Source organism: Pseudoalteromonas sp. SG43-3 (assembly GCF_014164385.1).
Classification (GTDB): domain Bacteria; phylum Pseudomonadota; class Gammaproteobacteria; order Enterobacterales; family Alteromonadaceae; genus Pseudoalteromonas; species Pseudoalteromonas distincta.
This window is the reverse complement of sequence record NZ_JACJFC010000017.1, coordinates 70093-88533: the sequence shown is the minus strand read 5'-3', so window position 1 is coordinate 88533 and position 18441 is coordinate 70093. Positions and strand designations below refer to the sequence as shown.

Annotated in this window: 14 protein-coding genes; 9 read left to right on the top strand and 5 right to left on the bottom strand. The window is 40.5% G+C overall.

The genetic code is table 11. The features are described 5' to 3' along the window. The first annotated feature begins 29 nt into the window (after positions 1 to 29). The 3 genes from H5157_RS15445 to arfA all read left to right on the top strand — a co-directional run bounded on the left by H5157_RS15445 (position 30) and on the right by arfA (position 4194). Positions 30 to 983: a sensor histidine kinase gene (locus H5157_RS15445; RefSeq protein WP_182693303.1), complete on the top strand. Its 954-nt coding sequence runs from the start codon at positions 30 to 32 to the stop codon at positions 981 to 983. Between the two features lie 254 nt (positions 984 to 1237). Next, the gene (locus H5157_RS15440) at positions 1238 to 3778 is read left to right on the top strand and encodes a TonB-dependent siderophore receptor (RefSeq protein ID WP_182725022.1); all 2541 of its coding nucleotides are present in this window, start codon (positions 1238 to 1240) and stop codon (positions 3776 to 3778) included. Between the two features lie 215 nt (positions 3779 to 3993). Beyond that, entirely contained in the window at positions 3994 to 4194 is a 201-nt protein-coding gene (gene arfA, locus H5157_RS15435; RefSeq protein WP_182695274.1) for a ribosome alternative rescue factor ArfA, read from the top strand. 453 nt (positions 4195 to 4647) lie between these two features. Here the strand turns inward: arfA and H5157_RS15430 are convergent, their stop codons facing one another. Continuing rightward, positions 4648 to 5604, bottom strand: a complete 957-nt coding sequence (locus H5157_RS15430; RefSeq protein ID WP_024594889.1) for a helix-turn-helix domain-containing protein — start codon at positions 5602 to 5604, stop codon at positions 4648 to 4650. Positions 5605 to 5824: 220 nt separating this feature from the next. On the opposite strand from H5157_RS15430, the gene H5157_RS15425 reads away from it, so the two are divergent. The 3 genes from H5157_RS15425 to eat are packed head-to-tail and all read left to right on the top strand — an operon-like array spanning position 5825 to position 9578. Then, positions 5825 to 7231, top strand: coding sequence for an ethanolamine ammonia-lyase subunit EutB (locus tag H5157_RS15425; protein WP_182693225.1), 1407 nt, complete (start codon positions 5825 to 5827; stop codon positions 7229 to 7231). Further along, the gene (gene eutC / locus H5157_RS15420; RefSeq protein WP_024594887.1) at positions 7228 to 8115 is read left to right on the top strand and encodes an ethanolamine ammonia-lyase subunit EutC; all 888 of its coding nucleotides are present in this window, start codon (positions 7228 to 7230) and stop codon (positions 8113 to 8115) included. The genes H5157_RS15425 and eutC overlap by 4 nt, the downstream gene beginning before the upstream one ends. Positions 8116 to 8174: 59 nt before the next feature. Next, positions 8175 to 9578, top strand: coding sequence for an ethanolamine permease (gene eat, locus H5157_RS15415; RefSeq protein WP_182725021.1), 1404 nt, complete (start codon positions 8175 to 8177; stop codon positions 9576 to 9578). 125 nt (positions 9579 to 9703) lie between these two features. Here eat and arfB read toward each other — a convergent pair whose 3' ends face one another. Next, positions 9704 to 10117 carry an alternative ribosome rescue aminoacyl-tRNA hydrolase ArfB gene (arfB, locus tag H5157_RS15410; RefSeq protein ID WP_002959105.1) on the bottom strand — a complete coding sequence of 138 codons (414 nt, stop codon included), beginning with the start codon at positions 10115 to 10117 and terminating at the stop codon, positions 9704 to 9706. A 191-nt stretch (positions 10118 to 10308) separates the two neighbouring features. On the opposite strand from arfB, the gene H5157_RS15405 reads away from it, so the two are divergent. Then, the gene (locus tag H5157_RS15405; protein WP_002959106.1) at positions 10309 to 10881 is read left to right on the top strand and encodes a hypothetical protein; all 573 of its coding nucleotides are present in this window, start codon (positions 10309 to 10311) and stop codon (positions 10879 to 10881) included. A 103-nt stretch (positions 10882 to 10984) separates the two neighbouring features. Here the strand turns inward: H5157_RS15405 and katG are convergent, their stop codons facing one another. After that, complete coding sequence (gene katG / locus H5157_RS15400; protein ID WP_182725020.1) at positions 10985 to 13165, bottom strand: catalase/peroxidase HPI; 2181 nt, start codon at positions 13163 to 13165, stop codon at positions 10985 to 10987. Positions 13166 to 14068: 903 nt separating this feature from the next. On the opposite strand from katG, the gene H5157_RS15395 reads away from it, so the two are divergent. Continuing rightward, a complete protein-coding gene (locus H5157_RS15395; RefSeq protein WP_024596284.1) occupies positions 14069 to 14959 on the top strand; it encodes a TPR end-of-group domain-containing protein in 891 nt (296 codons plus the stop codon). Between the two features lie 711 nt (positions 14960 to 15670). Here H5157_RS15395 and deoD read toward each other — a convergent pair. Beyond that, a complete protein-coding gene (gene deoD, locus H5157_RS15390; RefSeq protein WP_024596283.1) occupies positions 15671 to 16375 on the bottom strand; it encodes a purine-nucleoside phosphorylase in 705 nt (234 codons plus the stop codon). After that, entirely contained in the window at positions 16375 to 17607 is a 1233-nt protein-coding gene (locus H5157_RS15385; RefSeq protein ID WP_182725019.1) for a phosphopentomutase, read from the bottom strand. The genes deoD and H5157_RS15385 overlap by 1 nt, the downstream gene beginning before the upstream one ends. Before the next feature lie 192 nt (positions 17608 to 17799). Between H5157_RS15385 and udk the strand changes: the two genes are divergently transcribed. Then, the gene (gene udk, locus H5157_RS15380) at positions 17800 to 18432 is read left to right on the top strand and encodes a uridine kinase (protein ID WP_024596281.1); all 633 of its coding nucleotides are present in this window, start codon (positions 17800 to 17802) and stop codon (positions 18430 to 18432) included. The last annotated feature ends 9 nt before the right edge of the window (positions 18433 to 18441 follow it).

The window sequence follows — 18441 nt, the reverse complement described above, 5'->3', positions numbered from 1 at the left end:
GTATAAAGTTATCTATATGGATGAAGGGAATGGATGGATCAGATGGTAATTTTGAACGTGCTTTTTTAAACGAACAAAAGCTGCGCTTAGCTGCAGAGCAATTACTCAAAGATAAAAGTAGCGTTTTAGTTGCCATAAATAATGAACTACAAAAAAAAGTAGCCGACTTAGAACACCAACAAATGCTGTTTGTGCAAACCGAAAAAATGGCGACTTTAGGTACACTTAGTGCAGGCGTTGCCCACGAAATAAATACCCCGCTTGCCTATGCAATGAGTAACGTAGAGAGCCTACAAAACGCAAGCCCTTTACTGGTAGCGCTGCTGAAACTTAACGAACAATATTTAAATAACGAAATTAAAGAGAGCCGTTTTAAACACGAAATCGACATACTCAATTTACAGTATCCGTACGCGTGGATTTATAACAATTTGCAGGGGCAAATTAACGACAGCGTTGAAGGACTTAAACGTATAAAACAAATAGTGCATGACTTATTAAACTTTGCCCACCCCACCTCTTCTCAAGATAAACAATTAGCCGATGTAACAACGGGTGCTAATAATGCTTTAAGGTTATTGAGTAGCAAACTTAAATTATGCGAAATAAAAACGCGGTTTGAACCCCTACCACTCATTTGGTGCAATTTATCGTCAATTAATCAGATTTTTGTAAATCTTTTAATGAATGCTTGGCAAGCTTGCGAGTTAGATTTAGAAAAAGGCTGCATTATTGAAGTCAATATTTTTGAACTACACACAAATATTTGTATTGAAATAAAAGATAACGGTTGTGGCATGAATGAAGACACAATAGCACATATGTTTGACCCTTTTTACACAACAAAAGAAGTCGGAAAAGGCACCGGTATGGGTATGACACTTGTATACGCTATGGTTAGCGATCACGGTGGAAAAGTAGAAGTTAACAGTACATTAGGCACAGGTACGACCATTCGCTGCCTATTACCTTTAAAAGTGTAAAATAACGAACAAAACCACATTGTAAATAAAGTGTTAAACATTCTGTTTTTTGATGTTTAATCCCTTCTTAGCACGTATTTTAACCGATTTGATGTGGTTTTTTCTTATCTTGAAGTTTATTTGCATACTTAGACCAAATATTTAGTTTTTTTCATTTCTTTTTGTTTGCATATGTTGCTAGGATGTTTGCAACAGGTTGTGAGCATCATAACCACACACATATTATTAAGAATACAAAAAACAGGGTCGTCACTATGTCAACATACCGTTTAAACACACTTGCTGTAGCCGTTGCTTTAGCGTTTAGCGCACCAAGCATTGTTAACGCTGAAGAAGCACCAGTGCAAGCTGCTAAAAACATAGAGCAAATATCTGTATTAGGATCGCGTGTATCTAACCGTACCTCTACAGAGTCTTCTTCTCCTATTGATTTAATTGACGCGGATGATTTAACTAAAGGTGGTTTTACCGAATTAGGCCAAAGCCTTCAAGCGACAGCGCCTTCATTTAACTTTTCGCGTACACAAGTATCAGACGGTTCAGATTTATTTAGACCCGCAACACTTCGTGGCTTACAACCAGATCAAACCCTTGTATTAGTAAATGGTAAACGTCGTCATAACCAATCAATTTTTGGCCTTAACGGTACAGTAGGCGCAGGCGCTGCGGGTACTGATATGAATGCCATTCCGCTAACAGCACTTAAAGGCGTTGAAGTATTACGCGACGGCGCTGCAGCGCAGTATGGCTCTGATGCTATTGCAGGTGTTATTAACTTATCTCTTAATAACTCAACCGGTATTACAACGGGTTTTGTACAATACGGCGGCACAAGTGAAGGTGACGGCGACACTATTTCAGCAGGTTTAAACCGTGGTTTTGAATTAGGTAACGAAGGCGGCTTTATTAACCTATCGCTTGAGTACCGTGATGCCGACGGCACTAACCGTGCAGAGCGCGATACGGGGGGTTCGCTTAATGTTGAACCAGGTACGCTAAGTGAAGATGTACGCTGGGGCCAAGGTAACTCAGAAAGTGAATTTACGTCGTTATTTTACAACATGGCATTACCAATGGGCGACGGCGAGCTTTACTCGTTTGGTGGCTACTCTGAGCGCACGGCGCTGGGTAATGGTTTTTACCGTAACTTTAACGAAGCCTCTAAAAACGTAACACAAGTATACAGCGATGGTTTTTTACCGCGCATATATAACGAAGCACAAGATATTTCAGTAGCACTTGGGTTTAAAGGCGATATAAACACAGACTGGACTTACGATGTATCGGCTGTTTATGGTGAAAACCAATACGATTTTACATCACGCAATACATTAAATGCTTCTTACGCGGCTGAGTATTTATTTAATAACCCAGATGCAAGCGATGCCGACATTGCAGCAAACTCAGGCCCTACTGGCGGTTACTCAGGTGGTTTTAGATTCGATCAAACAACGGTTAACCTTGATGTAAACGGTATTGTAGATATTGGCCGTAGTGAGCCTTTATATGTAACAGTAGGCGCCGAATACCGTAAAGAAAACTACGAAATAGTGCCTGGCGATGAAGCATCATACGCGTGTGGGTTAGCAAATATGGATACTTCGTACCCATCAGTAAACGATCCGGATCAATTTGCACAGTGTGGTTTTCAAGCTTATAACGGCCTTCGCCCTGAAGCGGCTAACGATAGCGACCGTAACAGCTACGCAGTTTATGTAGACGTAGAAACTATGATCACCGACGCATGGAACGTAAGTGGTGCGCTACGCTATGAAGATTTCTCAGATGCTGGGGATGATTTAATTGGTAAATTAGCAACACGTTATGAATTTTCAGATGACTTTGCAGTACGTGGTGCACTGTCTACTGGTTTTAGAGCGCCATCACTTCAACAAAGTGGTTATACAGCCTTTACAACTAACTTAGGCTCAGACGGTACATTAACGCAGTCGTTCACGGCAAACACCGGTACAGCCTTCCCAAGTGCGTTAGGCGTAGATAGCCTAGAGCTTGAAACATCAACAAACTACAGTGCTGGTTTTGTTTACGATGTAACAAGCGAGCTTTCGTTAACGGTTGATTTTTACCGCGTAGAAATTGAAGACCGTATTACACTTGGCAGCTTACTTTCGGCTGACGATGTATCGTTTAGCTCTGAAGCGGTTGCAGCGCTACAAGCAACTGGTGCAGTGCAAGCTAACTACTTCTCAAACTCGGTTGATTCTACTACGCAAGGTGTTGATATTATTGCATCGTACCGCACTGAAGTTGAAGGCGGTAATTTAGGAGTAACCTTTGCAGGTAACCTAAACGATACTAAAATTGACAGCGTAAATGCAGAAGACGGTATTCCTGAAGCGGTTGCTTTTGATGATTTACAACGCAGCTTTTTTACCGACGGACAACCAAGTGAGCGTGCAACGCTTACGTTTGACTACGAACGCGATGCCTACACATCAACCATTCGCTTTAACTACTTTGGTGAAACAGACGTAAAATACTTTGGTAACGACCATATTTCATTACCAGGTGAGCTTTCGCCTACGGGGTCATTTAAACCAACAAGTACGGTTGAGTCTGCTGTGTTAGTTGATTTAAATGTTAGTTACCAAATTAATGACATGTTTGCGCTTTCGGTAGGTGCCGATAACGTATTTGACGAAACACCAGATGAATTAGGTGATGACGAAGTACTTAATTTTATCACCAACGGCGCATTTAAATACCCAGTACGCGCATTGCCATACGGCTTTGACGGCAGAACGTACTACGCAAAAGTAAGCTTTAGTTTTTAATTATCTTACAAAAAAGTAAAGCAAACTAAGTAATATTAAGCGCAGTTATTAACTGCGCTTTTTTATGCTTTTTTATTATTAAAAAACTACCAAATGGATGTTAAAAATACTTGCGCGGTTGAAAATTAAGCCTACAATCGCCATCTCTTAAATAGGCCAATATAAAAGCCTCTTTATTATTTAACTTAAAATAACCATTAGTTGATAGGAAATATATGACTAAAAAATCTAAAACAAAAACCGCAAACACCAGCGCGGTAGACACAGGGCGAGGCGTTATAAACCACAATGCACTAGCGGCAATGGTCACCTCTAAATTATTTAAACCACAAGTGGTTAAAGCTAAAAAAGGCAAAGGCTCGTTTAAACGTAGCAACAAACATTCAGGACAAGAGTCCTATTTAATCGCGGCTTAATTAGCACCGATCAAATAGGGCTTTTGAATATAATAAGCGAGGTTTTATACCTCGCTTTTACTTTTAGTTCTTTATTATTTTAACTTCCAAGCTACCCTCTAAAAGCGCAGCGCCTCTAAACCTCTTTGTGAATAACAGCCCTTAAAATATGAATGCATAAAGAGAAGAAAAAGAGGAGTAAATGAGCAGACAAAGTCCATTTTTTTAAGTTAGATGATATTTCACCACCGAGGCGCTGTGCGCTACACAAAGAAAACACGAGTAATGGTTAGTCACTACTCCTTGTTTTCTCCTTCACTTCTCGGTGGTGATTTAATTACTTGTTTACTAATGCATCCGACTAAATGTAAAAGCGGTGCTTTTAAACGCCAGCAAGCTGCGCGTCCACAGGTGTTTAACTCAAGTTAAAGTATGGTCTGTAGAAGAAACGTGCTCACGTTAGAAGTGTAGTTTTTAACCTTTAAAACTATTATTTTTAACTGTTTGTGATGGGTTTTCACCAAATAGTTGCGTGTAATCTTTAGCAAATTGTCCCGCGTGCCAAAATCCCCAATTGGCTGCTATTACTGAAATGGGCTTATCTTGGTTTGGTTTTTTTAGCTCTCGCCTTACGTTATTTAAGCGTGTTAAACGTAAAAACCGCAAAGGGTTAATTCCTAAAATACTCTCAAAGCTATACTGAAGTGTGCGCCTACTTACAAAGGAAAGCTCGCACAGCTCGGTTATGGTTATTGGGTTTTGTGGATTTGTGGCCACGTAATCTTTTACTTTATCTACTACGGCTTTGCGGTGTTTATAACTTGGCGCAATATTTTGCTGCGTATTGTCTGCTTGTAATAAGTGTAGTGCCAACATGTTTAGCATATCTTGTTGTGATTCGGTTCTAAGTCCAAAGCCCTTGCCTACAACCATGCTATTAATTATTTGTCTTGCCGTTTGCAAAGATGAGTTGCTCACCGATAAACGAGCTGATTGTGCAGATGCCAGGTTTTTCAATGTTACGCCTTGGAGCTGCGCCATATATTCAATTGAGTTCCAATCGATTACCAAACCATAAATATTAAATTGCTCAGGGGTTATCAACTCAAAGTCGTTATCACTTGTACGGCACATAAATTGATTACTTGCCACACTTAAACCATTAATTTTACTTTGCTGTGACTGACAAGGAATGCCGAGCCAAACCGAATTAGGGGCTATGTTACATTGCTGACGAAGCGCTCGCTCAGTGTATTCTTTAAACACATGAATATTGGCGTAATCCGTTTCTTCAATACAACCATAAAAGCTGCCGTCGCTCATTTGATCGTATTTTTGCTGCCATTGAGTAAGGCTATGCGCTTGCTCGTCTATATCGTGTGTTTGCACCTTGCTCTTTAGTGGTGCGCTGAAGCTACTTTGCTGCGCCATATCGGGGATGCTCTTTTTCGTTACACTTTCATTATGCTTAAGTTAACACCGCTTTGCGTGTGTAACCAATTGAATTGGATTAATAAATAATCTTTTGCCGAAATTCGATAGTTACTTGGTACAAAATAAGCTGTCTTGTAACTATTCAATATTGATTTATAGCTAAAGATGCAGCAAAACCTATACCAAGGTTGATCATATTAGTTATGTGGAGTAAATCATGGGGCAAGCGTACAGTTACACTTTAGGTACACATACTTATAAATTCAAGAACTTAGCCCAGTTAATGGCTAAAGCTACACCGCAGCGTTCGGGTGATCGCTTAGCGGGCGTAATTGCACAATCAGCACAAGAACGTGCTGTGGCACAAATGACATTGGCGGATATACCTCTTAAAACATTTTTAAATGAGGTACTTATTCCCTACGAAGATGACGAAATTACACGCTTAATTATTGACGAGCACGATGCAAATGCCTTTATGGCTATTGCACATTTAACCGTAGGCGATTTTCGTAATTGGCTTTTAAGTGACTTTGCAACACCTGCTGTACTTGCAAGTATAAGGCAAGGTATTACGCCGGAAATGGCTGCTGCTGTTAGCAAAATAATGCGCAATCAAGATCTCATATTAATTGCTAAAAAGTGCCATGTTACGAGTGCTTTTAGAAATACTATTGGCCTCCCCGGGCGTTTATCTACACGTTTACAACCAAATCACCCAACTGACGATATTAATGGTATTGCTGCATGCATGCTTGATGGTTTGCTATACGGTAATGGCGATGCAGTAATAGGTATAAACCCTGCAACCGATAACGTTGCCCAAGCCATTAAATTAATGACGTTAATGGATGATGTTATTCAAAAGTACGCCATACCAACCCAAAGCTGCGTGCTCACCCATGTTACTAACACCATTGAATGTATAGAAGCTGGCGCACCGGTTGATTTAGTATTTCAGTCGATTGGTGGCACAGAGGCTACTAATTCAAGTTTTGGTTTTAATTTAAATACCTTAGCTGAAGCGCAAGATGCCGCTTTGAGTTTAAAGCGTGGCACTGTTGGCAATAATGTAATGTATTTTGAAACTGGGCAAGGCAGTTCGCTTTCAGCAAATGCGCATCATGAGCTTGATCAGCAAACGTGTGAAGCTCGCGCTTATGCCGTTGCTCGTAAGTTTAACCCGTTACTGGTAAATACCGTGGTAGGGTTTATTGGCCCTGAATATTTGTTTGATGGTAAAGAAATTACCCGAGCAGGACTTGAGGATCACTTTTGCGCTAAGTTACTAGGCATACCGATGGGATGCGATGTGTGTTACACCAATCATGCAGAGGCTGATCAAAACGATATGGATAACTTGCTTACGCTATTAGGTGTTGCTGGTTGCTCGTTTGTAATGGGAATACCTGGCTCTGACGATATAATGCTTAATTACCAAACTACGTCGTTTCATGATGCATTATATGTTCGCCGTGTACTTGGCTCTAGACCTGCCCCCGAGTTTGAAGCATGGCTAAGCAAAATGAAAATAATGCAAAGCACTTCCGATATTACACTTTCAGATACCTTGCCTCCCGCTTTTGCTAAACCTCTGGGTGCAATTACTGGAGGTGGCTCATGAAATCACGTTTAAAACAGAGCACTCCTTTAGATGACTCAGTAAACAAGCATAAAAATAACGGTAATGTAGTGCACAATCCTTGGAGTGATTTACGCCGTTTTACCGACGCCCGTATTGGGCTTGGGCGTGCGGGTATAAGTTTGCCAACCTCAGAAATGCTGGCTTTTCAGCTATCTCATGCACAAGCGCGCGATGCAGTGAGTTTTCCGCTTGATATTAACGAAATGACTGAGCAACTAGGCAGTATTAGCGTATTAAAAGATGTTGCCCCTCCCCTGCATTTACACAGCCAAGCTGTTGACAGGGTTACTTACCTTCAGCGACCTGATTTAGGCCGCAAGCTTGATGAAAATGGTAGGCAAATACTTCTCAGCTATATGAATAAACAAAAGCACACTACACAGGCTAAATACGATTTAGCGATTGTAGTGGTTGATGGACTCTCCTCGTTAGCGGTACAAAAAAATGCATGCCCATTTATAACAGAGCTATTAGCGCACCTTACAACAGACAAGCAATTTAAAATTGCCCCCATTACTTTGGTTGAACAAGGTCGAGTAGCAATTGGCGACGATATAGGTGAGTTGCTAAATGCGCAGGTGGTTATGGTGTTAATAGGAGAGCGCCCAGGACTTAGTTCGCCAGATAGCCTTGGCTTGTATTTAACATGGGAGCCTAAAACAGGACTTAACGATGCATGTCGTAATTGCATATCGAATATTCGCCCAGCAGGCCTACCTTATACAGAAGCGGCTAGGCGTGCGCTGTACTTATTACGTGAAGCTAAAAAACTAAAACTAACTGGGGTTAATTTAAAAGACCGTACACAAGACGATGTAATTGAGCATCAGGTTTCAACCACTAACTTTTTAATTGCTGAGTAATTTTAATTAAAAACACATGAAATAAAACAATAAAAACTAAACATCAACGGAGAAGGGTTATGTCTACTAATAATACAGAGTACCTTGCTAAAAGACAGTTAAAACGAGGTACTGCGGGGTGGTTATTACTCGCAGGTTTGGGTGTGTCGTATGTAATATCGGGTGACTTTGCAGGTTGGAACTTTGGTATTGCCGAAGCGGGTTGGGGTGGCTTTGCCATTGCTGCAGTGTTAATGGCAGTTATGTATTTAGCGCTGGTATTGTCGCTTGCTGAAATGTCAGCTGCAATACCTGCAGCAGGCGGTGGTTATAGTTTTGCGCGCCAAGCTATGGGGCCTGCGGGAGGCTATTTAACCGGGCTTGCGGTATTAATTGAATACGCCTTAGCACCCGCTGCTATTGTTATTTTTATAGGCTCTGCAGTTGAAGCCCTTACCGGATTTAATGGACCATGGGTATATGCATTATTTTACTTACTATTTGTGGGAATTCATTTAGCAGGCGTAGGAGAAGCACTTAAAGTAATGATGGTAATAAGTGGTTTAGCAGTATTAGCTATTATTGCAACGGCTTTTGTTTTAATTACAAATTTTGATGCATCACGCTTATTTGACGTCCCCGTAACCGATGCAGTGGGAGCCAGTGAGTTTTTACCTTTAGGTTGGTACGGGGTTTGGGCTGCATTACCGTTTGCCATGTGGTTATTTTTAGCGGTTGAAGGTGTACCGCTTGCTGCAGAAGAGGCAAAAGATCCCGCTAAAGATGTGCCAAAAGGCATTATTGGTGCAATGATCTTTTTGTTATTTACTGCTTTTTTAGTTGTTGTTTTAGTGCCTGGCGCTGGCGGTGCTGCTGCAATGGGCGCAAGTGCTGTACCTTTGGTTGATGCATTAAATGCATCGGGTAGTGAGGCCTTAGCAACTGTAGTAAATATATTAGGGCTTGCGGGTTTAGTTGCTTCGTTTTTCTCTATTATTTATGGTTATAGTCGCTTAGTGTTTGCTTTATCTAGAGCCGGATATTTATCGCGTTCGTTGTCGATTACGACTAATCGCAAAGTGCCAGCACGTGCGTTGATTGTACCTGCCGTATTTGGTTTTTTAGTATCACTTAGTGGCGAGGGTGATTTAATACTTGCAATGGCTGTAGTAGGTGCAACTGTATCGTATGCATTAATGGCGCTGAGCCATATTTTGCTACGCGTTAAACAACCTGATTTACCTCGCCCGTATAAAACCCCAGGGGGCGTAGTAACTTCAAGTATCGCTTTAGTGCTTTCGCTTATAGCATTAACGGGTGTGTATGCGTTCGACCCTCGTGCATTTTTATACACTATAATGCTGTTTATTGTGGGCGCCGTATATTACTTTGGCTACAGCTCAAAACACTTAGTTGCTAAAAGCGCTGATGAAGAGTTTGCAATGTTGGCAGATGCAGAATCTGATTTAGAGATGGCTAAGTAAATATTAATAGTTATTATAAGTGAGGCTAACCCTCACTTATATTTTTATACAAGCAATACGGTGTAAAAATAGTGCATGCATGTAAATATCAAGCCCCTTATCTACTTTATTAATATCATTTAAAGCTAAAACTTTATGCTGCCGCGTAGCGCTTTGTTTTGCCCATGCTTGGTTTTTTTGTCCATGCGCTTTCGCTGTGAATTACGGCTGGGCTTGGTGGCTCGACGCGCTTTATTAACTACCGTAGCACTAAGGATTAAATCCTTTAAACGCTTAAGGGCATCTTCTCTGTTTAGCTCTTGGGTACGGTGGCTTTGCGCTTTAATGATTAAGACGCCGTCTTTGGTAATTCTTGTATCATTTAATGCAAGTAAGCGTTCTTTGTAGAAGTCAGGTAATTTAGAGCGGTTAATGTCAAAACGTAAATGAATTGCACTTGCTACTTTATTAACATTTTGACCACCGGCACCTTGCGAACGAATAGCTGTGAGCTCTAGTTCCCATTCATCGATAGTGACAGTATTTGAAATTGTTAACATTGTGTTCAGCTCTATTTGTCAAAAATACATTATATCATCAGTACATTAGCTTGTGGTGAATCAACTAAATTCTTAGAACTTAAATAAATTCTCATAAATTGTACTATAAATCAGCCAATATTTTATTTTGTGTTGGCAAGTGTTGCTTATTAGCTTCTAATTGGCACTACTTTAATACTAGGAAATGCTCAATGAAAAAAATACTTGTATCACTTAGCTTATTAGCGATGAGTTTCTCAAGCCTTGCAGAGGATATTAACGAAGGTCAACTTCAAAGCTATATGAAAGCACTGCCAGCTGTGACTAGCTGGGCAAGCAGCCAAGAGTCGTTAAAAGACTTAGATTTAGCAAGTATGCTAGGTGGTTCTGCAGATCAAAGTGTTGGCGAACAAAGCTCTTTAGCTAACAGTGCATTAAGCATGATTAAAGAACAAGACCTATACAAAAGCTTTGCGAGTGTTACAAACCGTTACGGTTTTACGCCAGAGCAGCTAGTAACTGTAGGTTCTGAAGTATCAATGGCTTATATCGAAAATCTTAAGTCGGGCCTTTCGGCTGATAACCAAGAAACTGCTAATAAAGTAATGGGCGGTTTTCAAAGTATGAAAAGTGCTAAAGATAAAGGCGCTAGCTCATTAATGGGTTCGTTTGGTAAATCGTCAAGCGCAGCTGAGGAGTCTACAGAATCTTTAGTAAGCGAAAACAACCTTGAACTTGTGAGCGAATATATGCCACAACTACAAAAGCTTTTTGCACTTTTATAAGTTTTATTGCTTTAAAAAAAGCGGGCTTATCTAGCCGTGAAATTAAAACGCATAAAAAACGGGGGAGTATTCAATACTCCCCCGTTTTTATTTAGCGTACAGATTATTTAAGATCGAACCTGTCTGCGTTCATTACTTTTACCCATGCATTTACAAAGTCATGTACAAAACGTTCTTTATTATCGTCTTGTGCATAAAACTCACTTAGGGCACGTAAAATAGAGTTTGAACCAAACACTAAATCTACGCGTGTGGCAGTCCATTTAATAGTGCCTGTTTTGCGCTCAACAATATTATATATACCTGGCTCTAGTGGCTTCCAGTTGTTAGCCATGTCGGTTAGGTTTACAAAAAAGTCGGTAGATAGCGTGCCTACATTATCGGTAAATACGCCATGTTTAGTGCCTGCGTAGTTTGTGCCTAGTACACGCATGCCGCCCATAAGTGCAGTCATTTCTGGTGCTGTTAAGCCCATTAATTGGCTGCGCTCTAACAATAGCTCTTCTGAGGATACGCTAAAGTCATTTTTAAGGTAGTTTCTAAATCCATCATGAACAGGCTCAAGCGGATCGAACGATTCTGCATCAGTCATTTCGTCTGTTGCGTCCCCTCGTCCTGGTGCAAATGGTACTGTTACATTAACACCGGCTTGTTTTGCAGCTTGCTCTACAGCCGCTGTACCACCTAAAACGATTAAATCAGCCATGCTTACTGGCTTAGATAAACCCGCCTGTACTTTTTCAAGGGCACTAAGCACACTTGCTAAGCGCTCTGGCTCATTACCTTGCCAATCTTTTTGTGGTGCTAAACGAATACGTGCGCCATTTACGCCACCGCGACGATCAGAACCACGATACGTACGTGCACTATCCCACGCTGTATTTATTAAATCACTTGCACTTACACCGCAATCAAGTAGCTGTGCTTTTAAGCTTGTGATTTCATCGTCTGATAATGTGTAATCAACTGCTGGAATAGGATCTTGCCAAATTAGGTCTTCGCTTGGTACATCTTTACCTAAGTAACATGCTTTAGGACCTAAATCGCGGTGAGTTAGCTTAAACCATGCGCGTGCAAATACATCAGAGAAGTATTCAAAGTCGTTATAAAAACGCTCAATTATTTTACGGTACGCAGGGTCCACTTTCATGGCCATATCGGCATCGGTCATCATTGGGTTTAAACGAATTGATGGATCTTCTACGTCTACTGGTTTGTCTTCTTCTTTAATATTTACAGGTTCCCACTGATGAGCGCCAGCTGGGCTTTTAGTGAGTTCCCATTCGTAATTTAAAAGTAAGTGGCAGTATCCGTTATCCCATGTAGTTGGGTGTGTGGTCCATGCGCCTTCAAGGCCTGAAGTTACAGTATGACGACCAAAGCCGCCTTCTTTGGTGCTGTTCCAACCTAAACCTTGCTCGTGTACGTCTGCTGCTTCTGGCTCTGGACCTAAGTGCTCTGCTTTACCATTACCGTGAGTTTTACCCACTGTATGGCCGCCCACTGTTAATGCTGCGGTTTCTTCATCGTCCATCGCCATGCGAGCAAATGTTTCACGTACGTGATCTGCCGTTTTTTGTGGATCGGGTATACCATTAACACCTTCAGGGTTAACGTAAATTAGGCCCATTTGTACTGCGGCTAATGGGTTTTCCATGGTGTCTGGTTTTTCTACATTGTCGTAGCGTTCATCACTTGGTGCTAACCATTCTTTTTCTGCACCCCAGTAAATATCTTTTTCTGGATGCCAAATGTCTTCACGGCCGCCCGCAAAACCATAAATTTTAAGACCCATTGATTCGTATGCCATATTACCAGCAAGAATAAATAAATCGGCCCATGAAAGTTTGTTACCGTATTTTTTCTTAAGTGGCCATAAAAGTCTGCGTGCTTTATCTAAGCTTGCGTTATCTGGCCATGAATTTAAAGGCGAGAAACGTTGGTTACCGGTACTTGCGCCACCACGACCATCAGATAAACGGTACGTACCCGCTGAGTGCCATGCCATACGAATCATTAAACCACCGTAATGGCCCCAATCGGCAGGCCACCAATCTTGGCTGTCGGTCATAAAGGTTTTTAAGTCGGCTTTAACTTCGTCTAAATCTAGAGATTCAAATGCTTCTGCGTAGTTAAAATTAGTACCGTATGGATTTGATTTAGTATCGTGTTGATGAAGAATGTCTAAGTTGAGTGTGTTTGGCCACCAATCGGTGTTTACTTTAGAAACAACTGAATTACTACCGTGCATAACAGGGCATTTACCCGCTGTTGGCTTGCTCATTGTGAAATCCTTAAAATAGAAAAGTAAAATACTTAAACAATCAGTATTATTGCTTATGTGTTTATAACTTTTTAAAAAGTAACGGTTATTTTTATTTAATAGGCTTACTTTTTACTCAGCGTGCCTACCTAAGTGCTTACGTATCCTTAATATAGGCGTATAAATTATGCTACGCCAGCCTCAACATACTATTTAAAACGATTGCTCCAATTTATATTTTTGATTGCCCTTACGTTAATGATGTATTTAACAATAGGCTTAAAGTGGCGTTTAAAATAATAGTAAAAAAGTCAGATGGTGCGCATATAAAGCATTACGCAAAATAAAAATTTAAAAATCGGTGAATTAACCTTAATCTTTTTACTAGACCTGTGATCGAATTGAAAAATTTCGGCGTAATGGTATGTGAAGGGTTTGAAAGTGGCTTTAGTTTACTAAAGCGCACATTGGAATACCCCCCTTCACCATGAAATTGTAGTTAGATAGTTATAATGATAAAGGTGCATTACTTAAGCCCAATGCACCTTTACTTTATAAACCGAATACTTTGAGTATTTTTATATTTTTAACTAGTTGAATTGAATTAAGTATTTGTTCATAAAGATTCAGTTAGTATGAAGTTGTTCTCCTGTGAATCCCTACGACATATTGTTGTTTTAAGCAGTTTTTGCCAGCTCACCTTGAGCTGGTTTTTTTTTGCCTATTTTTACTCAAATTACCTGGGCATGGTAATATGCTCACGCTTTACCCTATTATTCTAAGCTCACTAGGCTAAAAAAATTTTACAACTATTGCTCCTATCTAAATTAGGTCAATTTTAATCCACAAAGAACAACACGCCCTAGTGCCATTAAGCCCTGCATGTTAAAGTTATTACAGTAATTAATTTAATTAGGCGTACCAATGCGTTATTACCTATCTGTACTTTTTGTTTGTTTAAATTTGTTTTCAGGCATAGTGAACTCTGCTGAAAAGCAACCAGCTTCACCTACAGCACAACAAGAGCAACAAGCTCTTCAACAACTCAAAGAGCCTATGTATAAGCCGCTAATGGAGCGCTACATATTAGATGAGCTAAAAGCAGTTAGGCAAGATCAGCAAAAGCTTCGTGAAGATGTAACTAAGCAGGTTACTCATGCGCAGCTTGATACTGCCGATCGCGCATTAACGTACACTACAGATACCATTAATAATGTGTTTTTTATAATTACCGCTACGGCGTCGATTTTAGTTTTAGTGGGTTGGAACTCGTTGCGCGATGTTAAAAACAAAGTAGAAGATATTGTAAATACGCGTGTGAGTGTAATTACAGACGAGTATGAAGACCGATTAAAAATTCTTGAAGAAAAACTACGCGTTCGCTCAGAAGAAATACTCAGCAACCAAGAGCGCATATCGGTGACTAACGAAGTTCATTCGTTGTGGATGCGCGCAAACCTAGAAAGTGATTTTGCAAATAAAATTGAAATTTTTGATGAAATACTCAATCGCAAACCTGAAGATGTTGAAGCCATTGCTTATAAAGCCGATGCACTACTAGAAATTAATGAAACAGCACAAGCCATTGAGCTGTGTAATCAAGCTATTGATATAGATAGTGACTATGGTTATGCCTATTGGCAACGAGCATGTGCTTATGCACTAACACATAAGCATGCTGATGCCTTAGCCGATATTAAAATGGCACTTGAATACTCTCCAAACTTACGTAATGAATTATTACATGAGAGCGCATTTGCAAGCCTGCATGACAACGACAGCTTTAATACGATAGTGGCTGGTGAAGTTGTTTAAGCACTCAGAATTTGGCCTGTATGATTAGGCGCAACACCATAAAAAAGGGCCTTGGCCCTTTTTTGTTTTTAAAGGTAAAGTTTGTTGTGTAATTAGAAGCTTAACTGCGCTCTACAAACTCAGCTCTAGCGTAGAGCTAAGATCAAAAGTGATTAATTGACAAAGAGGTTTAGAGACGCTGCGCTTTTAGAGAAGAGCTTAGAAGTTAAAATAATAAAAACAATCAGAAACTGTGCTTCTAACATGAGCAACAAGTCATACTCTAAACTTGGTATAAACACAGCTATTCGCGCAGGTTACAAGCTTTTAAAGCAACGCTTGTACTTTTATAATGCCGAGTCAGCATTGGTTTTGCTCTTCTCATTTGCTCCTCCTTTTCTTCTCTGCGTGCATATTGTTTTTTAGGGCTGTTATACACAAATAGGTTTAGAGATGCTGCGCTTTTAGAGTAGTTAGCTTAAGTACTTCTCGCGCGAGCAAGCTTAGTGCCTACCTGAGAAACTTACACTCAGCAGTTTAATTTACCTGTAGACGCGCTGCTTGCAGGCGTTTAAAAACGTAGTTTTTAGGATGGTTGAATTAAATGCTACCCATTTTCTTCAGGCATAAAAAAAGCCGCATAAAATGCGGCTTTGGAGGTTAGTCTCACTTCACTTTGGGCGTGTCTCCAAAACTTAGTGAATACGTTACCAAGGAACTGTTATGTATTATTTAAGCTATTGACTCTAATGCAATTTTAACCATTTCGTTAAACGTGCTTTGACGCTCATCAGCAGGTGTTGCTTCACCGGTGATTACGTGGTCACTTACTGTAAATAATGCCATTGCATTTGCGCCGTATTCAGCTGCAACGCCATATAAACCGGCTGTTTCCATATCTACTGCTAGCATGCCTAACTTGTCTAAGTCTTTATAGAACGAGTCGTCTGCTTGGTAGAAAGTGTCGGTTGTAAATACGTTACCTACTTTTGCCTCTATTCCTAGCTCTTTAGCGGCGTTTACACCGTTTAAAAGTAGGTCAAAGTTAGCAATAGCAGCAAAATCGTAGCCACGAACACGTGCTCGGTTTACGTTTGAATCTGTGCTTGCACCTTGTGCAAAAATTACGTCACGGATTTTGATATCTGTGCCAATACCACCACACGTACCAATACGTATAATATTTTTAACGCCAAAGCTTACAATTAGCTCACGTGCATAAATAGACATTGATGGAATGCCCATGCCTGAACCCATGATGCTTACTGGCTTACCTTTGTAAGTACCAGTGAAACCGTACATGTTACGAACACCTGTAACTTGTACTGCATCATCTAAAAAGTTTTCAGCAATATATTGCGCACGTAGCGGATCGCCTGGCATTAATACTGTTTCGGCGAAATCACCAACGTTTGCACTGATATGCGGAGTACTCATTAATTGTTTTCCTTTTTATTTGGCGTTGTTAGCTCATTTAAAAAGCTGTCGCCGTAATCAAGCGCAGATAAGTTAAACCACTGTGCCAGTGTTTGACCGATATCTGCAAAGCTGTTGCGTTCACCTAGAGGTGTGTTACTCATACCTGGTTTATATGCAATAACCGGTACGTATTCGCGAGTGTGCTCAGAACCTGGAAAGGTTGGGTCACAACCGTGATCTGCAGTGATCATTAATATATCATCTGCGTTTAACTGCTTTAGTATAGTTGGTAAATAGTCATCAAATTCTTTTAATGCTTTTGCATAACCTACTGGGTTACGGCGATGACCAAATTTTTCATCAAAATCAACTAGGTTAGTAAAGATTAAGCTATGATCTGGTGCGCTTTTCATTACTTCGTTGGTTTTTTCTAGCAAGTTCATAAGCCCAGGTGCTTTATGCTTTTGGGTTATGCCCTGATGCGCGTAAATATCTGAAATTTTACCAATACTAATTACTTCGCCGCCGTCTTTTGCTAACACATCTAGCAATGTTGGTGCTGGCGGAAGCACTGAATAGTCGCGACGATTACCCGTTCGAGCAAAGTCTTGGCTATTTGAACCCAAAAATGGCCGCGCAATCACTCGTCCTATATTCATTTCATCAAGTAGCGCCCGTGCGATTTCGCAAACTTGATAAAGCTTCTCTAGGCCGAATGACTCTTCATGCGCGGCTATTTGAAACACGCTATCAGCTGAGGTGTAACAGATTGGTTTACCTGTTTTTACGTGCTCTTCACCTAGCTGTTCTAAAATGGTTGTTCCCGATGCATGGCAGTTGCCTAAAATGCCAGGAATACCAGTACGAGCTATAAACTCGTCTATAAATTCTTGTGGGAAACTTGGCTGTGTTTTTGGGAAATATCCCCAATCAAATAACACAGGTACTCCTGCCATTTCCCAATGACCTGATGGCGTGTCTTTTCCGCTAGATAATTCTTTAGCGTAACCCCATGCCCCTTGAGAAGCTTGGCGGTCTGAAATTAAACACGGTTCTCCACCGGCAGCTTCACATGCATCCACTAACCCAAGTTTTGATAGGTTAGGAAGCGATAATGCAGCGCCTGTTTCGTCGTAATATGCTTTTAGTAAGTGAGCGAATGTATTAGCCCCAAGATCGCCGAATTTATCTGCATCTGGTGCTGCACCGATTCCTAGGCTATCTGCCATTAAGATAATTGCTCTTGCCATTTTGACCTCACTTTGATTCTAGGTGGTTACTTTATCCGCTGATCGATTTTTCCGTACAGGACAAAAGTCCTGTTTCATAAAACCTAAACATTATAAATTTGCATTCTTAAGCGAAGCAAAAGAGATTAATCGTGTCTTTTTTGCTATTGTGATCTACCAACAATATATCCTTCTGTGTGGGTGAGAACTTTAGTGACACGAACTACTATTATAGCTATTGCAGGCGCGTCTGCGTCGGGCAAATCTCTTTTTAGCCAAACTATATACAATGAATTGGTTAATGAGCTTGAACCAGGCGCTATCGCCATTATTGAAGAAGATGCTTACTACAAGGATCAGTCGCATTTACCGATGGCGCATCGTACGCAAACGAATTACGACCATCCTGATGCATTTGAACATGCGTTAATGCTTGAGCATTTAACACAGCTTCGTAGTGGAAATTCAGTTGAAGTACCAACGTATGATTATGCACAGCATACACGTAGCGAGAAAACTCGCCGAGTGCCTGCTGCTAAAATACTCATTGTTGAAGGTATTTTATTATTGAGTGACAAAGCGCTTAATAAAGAATTTGATATTAAGGTGTTTATAGATACGCCTTTAGATATTTGCTTAATGCGTCGTATGCAACGTGATATGGAGCAACGAGGCAGAACATTACAATCTGTTGTTGAGCAGTATCAAGCAACTGTTAGACCGATGTTTTATCAATTTATTGAGCCTTCTAAGCATAACGCAGATTTAGTTGTGACTCGAGGCGGTATGAACCGCGTTGCGATTGATATAATAAAAAGTAAGATAAAATATTTACTACAAGAATAACAACGGGAA

What these genes read in the sequence shown, in the direction of transcription:
- H5157_RS15445 (WP_182693303.1), top strand. Translation starts at nt 30, where the DNA reads ATGGATGGATCAGATGGTAATTTTGAACGTGCTTTTTTAAACGAACAA.
- H5157_RS15440 (WP_182725022.1), top strand. Translation starts at nt 1,238, where the DNA reads ATGTCAACATACCGTTTAAACACACTTGCTGTAGCCGTTGCTTTAGCG.
- arfA (WP_182695274.1), top strand. Translation starts at nt 3,994, where the DNA reads ATGACTAAAAAATCTAAAACAAAAACCGCAAACACCAGCGCGGTAGAC.
- H5157_RS15430 (WP_024594889.1), bottom strand. Translation starts at nt 5,604, where the DNA reads ATGGCGCAGCAAAGTAGCTTCAGCGCACCACTAAAGAGCAAGGTGCAA.
- H5157_RS15425 (WP_182693225.1), top strand. Translation starts at nt 5,825, where the DNA reads ATGGGGCAAGCGTACAGTTACACTTTAGGTACACATACTTATAAATTC.
- eutC (WP_024594887.1), top strand. Translation starts at nt 7,228, where the DNA reads ATGAAATCACGTTTAAAACAGAGCACTCCTTTAGATGACTCAGTAAAC.
- eat (WP_182725021.1), top strand. Translation starts at nt 8,175, where the DNA reads ATGTCTACTAATAATACAGAGTACCTTGCTAAAAGACAGTTAAAACGA.
- arfB (WP_002959105.1), bottom strand. Translation starts at nt 10,117, where the DNA reads ATGTTAACAATTTCAAATACTGTCACTATCGATGAATGGGAACTAGAG.
- H5157_RS15405 (WP_002959106.1), top strand. Translation starts at nt 10,309, where the DNA reads ATGAAAAAAATACTTGTATCACTTAGCTTATTAGCGATGAGTTTCTCA.
- katG (WP_182725020.1), bottom strand. Translation starts at nt 13,165, where the DNA reads ATGAGCAAGCCAACAGCGGGTAAATGCCCTGTTATGCACGGTAGTAAT.
- H5157_RS15395 (WP_024596284.1), top strand. Translation starts at nt 14,069, where the DNA reads ATGCGTTATTACCTATCTGTACTTTTTGTTTGTTTAAATTTGTTTTCA.
- deoD (WP_024596283.1), bottom strand. Translation starts at nt 16,375, where the DNA reads ATGAGTACTCCGCATATCAGTGCAAACGTTGGTGATTTCGCCGAAACA.
- H5157_RS15385 (WP_182725019.1), bottom strand. Translation starts at nt 17,607, where the DNA reads ATGGCAAGAGCAATTATCTTAATGGCAGATAGCCTAGGAATCGGTGCA.